The sequence below is a fragment of the Streptomyces phytophilus genome, assembly GCF_013870535.1.
Lineage (GTDB): Bacteria > Actinomycetota > Actinomycetes > Streptomycetales > Streptomycetaceae > Streptomyces > Streptomyces phytophilus.
The window spans coordinates 1-3,139 of sequence record NZ_JACBXC010000706.1; the positions used below are offsets into that span (position 1 = coordinate 1).

3 protein-coding genes and 1 pseudogene are annotated in these 3,139 nt (G+C 75.6%); 1 reads left to right on the forward strand and 3 read right to left on the reverse strand.

Annotation, left to right across the window (positions count from 1 at the left end; genetic code table 11):
• Both H5J30_RS37525 and H5J30_RS23875 read right to left on the reverse strand, forming a co-directional pair.
• Positions 1–156 (reverse strand): DUF6643 family protein (locus tag H5J30_RS37525; protein WP_374101017.1); only part of this gene is annotated, 156 nt, incomplete at its 3' end.
• Between the two features lie 178 nt (positions 157–334).
• Positions 335–1,489: a glycosyltransferase gene (locus tag H5J30_RS23875; RefSeq protein ID WP_181789431.1), complete on the reverse strand. Its 1,155-nt coding sequence runs from the start codon at positions 1,487–1,489 to the stop codon at positions 335–337.
• Between the two features lie 139 nt (positions 1,490–1,628).
• Here H5J30_RS23875 and H5J30_RS37735 point away from each other — a divergent pair.
• Positions 1,629–1,881: pseudogene (locus H5J30_RS37735) on the forward strand (glutamate racemase); the annotation flags it as partial.
• Positions 1,882–1,920: 39 nt separating this feature from the next.
• Here H5J30_RS37735 and H5J30_RS23885 read toward each other — a convergent pair.
• Positions 1,921–3,139 (reverse strand): tetratricopeptide repeat protein (locus tag H5J30_RS23885; RefSeq protein ID WP_181789432.1); only part of this gene is annotated, 1,219 nt, incomplete at its 5' end.

Here is a 3,139-nt window from a genome sequence, read left to right on the forward strand (position 1 = left end):
CAGGGCCGGCAGGTGCGGGCCGGAGTCGTACGAAGGGACCCGGATCGGGGCGATCTGGGGGGTACCCCGCTCTTCGACCAGACTGTCGTAGATCGGGGTGTCAGGGAAAGCCGGCGCCGCATAGTAGCCGCTGCCGTACGGGCGGGGGGAGGTCATACCGCATAAGTTAAGCCCACGATGTGGTCGTTGGGGAGACCGATAAGAGGGTTGTTTTGCGGGTTCGAGTAACCGACCCTCATCAATGCGTGTCAACAAGGGCAATCCGGGCTTCTCGTCGTGTTGAGATTCTGTAAAGAGCAGGTGGACGGGGGGAGTTGGGCTACTCACGCGTAGGTCATGCGTACGTTCTGCCCTTCCAGGCGGCGCCCTTGCCCCGGTGGTGCCGTACGGCCGAGTCGACCGTCATGAGCAGATACAGCCCGGCGGTGAAGGGCAGCAGCGCGGCGGCCCACGGCGGCTGCCCGTAGTACCTCAGCACGGGCAGGTACGTCCCCGCCATCACCGCCCACGCGAGCGTCCCCGCCACCGCGACGGCGGGCGCACCGCCGAGGAGCCCGGCGGCCAGCGCCAGCGGCGGCACGAGGTACACGAGCGCGAGCCCGCCGACGGCTGCGGCCAGCAGCAGCGGGCTGTGCCGCAGTTGGGCGTACGCGCTGCGCGAGACCATGCTCCACAGCTCGGCCAGCCGCGGGTACGGCCGCACGCTGTCGACCCGCTCGGCGAGGCCCAGCCAGATCCGCCCGCCGGTGCGCTTGACCGCACGCGCCACGGACACGTCGTCGATGAGCGCCCCGCGCACCGCCTCGGGGATCCCCGCCCTGCGGGCCGCGTCCGCCTTGAGCAGCACGCAGCCGCCGGCCGCGGCGGCGGTCCTGCCGTCGGCGCGGTTGACCCAGCGGAACGGGTAGAGCTGGGCGAAGAAGTACACGAACGCCGGCACCACGAGCCGCTCCCAGCCGGTCGCGGTACGCAGCCGGGCCATCTGCGACACCAGGTCGTACCCCCCGGCCTCGGCGGCGGCGACCAACTCCCGCAGGCTCTCGGGCCGGTGGGCGATGTCGGCGTCGGTGAGCAGCAGATACTCGGCGTCGGCCCGGTACGCCTGCTCGATCCCGTGCCGCAGCGCCCACAGCTTCCCGGTCCACCCGGGCGGGGGCTCGCCGGGGGAGGAGACGGTGAGGGGCAGGGCGCCGTCCCCGGCCTCTGCGGCGAGCGTACGGGCGGTCCCCGCGGTGCCGTCGGTGCTGCCGTCGTCGACGAGGAAGACCTGCGCGGACCCCGGATACGCCTGCGCCAGCAGGGAGGGGAGGCTGTCGGGCAGCACGGCGGCCTCGTCCCGCGCGGGCACGACCACGGCCACGGTGGGCCACTGCGCGGGCGGCGGGCGAAGCGGCAGCCGGACGTCGGTCCGCCAGAAGAGCCCCTGCCCGAGGAGCAGCCAGGCCCAGGCGAGCAGGGAAAGCAGGGCGATCCACGACAGAAGAGTCACGCGCCAAGTCTCCCGCGCCGCACCCGCCGGGGGCGAGCACCGCGGGGGCGGGTCGGGAGCCGGGCGCGGACCGGCCGGCGGCCGCCCCCGGCCCCGTACGGCAGCTGAGCGGCCGGGCGGAGGCACTAAAGTGACCGGCGTGAAGATCGCGCTTGTGGATTCCGGGCTGGGGCTTCTGCCCGCCGCCGCCGCTGTGCGGCGGTTGCGGCCCGATGCCCGGCTCGTGCTGTCCTCCGACCCCGACGGCATGCCCTGGGGGCCCCGGGAGCCCGCTGATCTGGGGGAGCGGGTGCTCGCCTGCGCGCGGGCCGCCGTCGCGTACGGGCCGGACGCGCTCGTCGTCGCCTGCAACACCGCCTCCGTCCACGCCCTGCCCGCCCTGCGCGCGGGCTCCAGCTCCGCGCTGCCCGCCGCCGGCAGCTCGGCCCGCCTCAGCCCGAGGACCGGCGGGAGGCCGCCAGGCGGTAGACCTCCGCCGCTTCCGCCGTGCGGCCCATCTGCTCCAGGCAGTGGGCCTCGTCGTGGCGGCTCGACAGCGTCTCCGAGTGGCTGGCGCCCAGCGTGCGTTCGCGCGCGCGGGCCACCTCTCGGTGCACCGTCAGCGCCTCCGGCCAGCGGCTCAGCCAGCCCAGCGCGACGGCGATCTCGCGGCGGCCCGCGAGGGTGTCGGGGTGTTCCGGGCCGAGGACGCGCTCGCGTACGGCCGTGACCTCGCGGGCCTCGGTCAGCGCCTCGTGCCAGCGGCCGAGGCGGCCGAGGGTGACGCAGCGGATGTGGCGGGCGCGCAGCGTCTCGGGGTGGCGGGTGCCGAGGGTCTGGGTGCGGTCGGCGATCAGCGTCTCGTAGTGGCCGAGGGCCTCCTCGTGCCGGCCGAGGCGCCCCAGGCAGATGCCCGCCTCGTAGCGCGCGGCCTGGGTGTCGGGGTGGTCGCGGCCGAGGGTGGCGGCGCGGGCGGTGGCGACCTCGCGGTACGTCGCGAGGGCCTGCTCCCAGTGGCCGAGGCTGCCCAGCGCGTGGCCGACCTCGTAGCGGGTGACGAGGGTGTCGGGGTGGTCGCCGCCGAGGACGCGGGTGCGGACGGCGGTGACCTCGCTGGCGACGCGGTAGGACTCCTCGTAGCGGCCGAGGCGGCTGAGGGTGTACGCGAGGTTGTGGCGGCAGCGCAGGGTGTCGGGGTGTTCGTAGCCCATGGTGCGCTCCCGGTCGGCGAGCACGCCGCCGTAGACCTCCAGCGCCTCGGCGTGGCGGCCGAGTTGCCCGAGGGCGTACGCGGTCTCCTGCCGGACGGCGAGCGTGTCGACGTGCTCCCGCCCCAGGCGCCGCTCCCGGCCGGCGGCAGCGGTGCGGAACTCCTCCAGCGCCTCCGCGGTGCGGCCGAGGCGGGCCAGGCACAGGCCGGTCTGGTGGCGGCTGGCGAGGGTGTCGGGGTGGTCGCCGCCGAGCGCGGCGGCGCGTTCCGCGGCAAGGGCGCGGTGGGCGGCGGCGGCCTCCTCCCACCGGCCGAGCCGGGCGAGGCTGACGGCGGCGTCGTGCCGCCCGGCGAAGGCGTCGAGCACGTGCTGGGGTGCGGCGGACCGGTCGGGCGGGGAGGTGGGGGGCGCGTAGGGGTGCGGCGGGTGGGTGGAGTGGGGCGGGGTGTGAAAGGAGGGG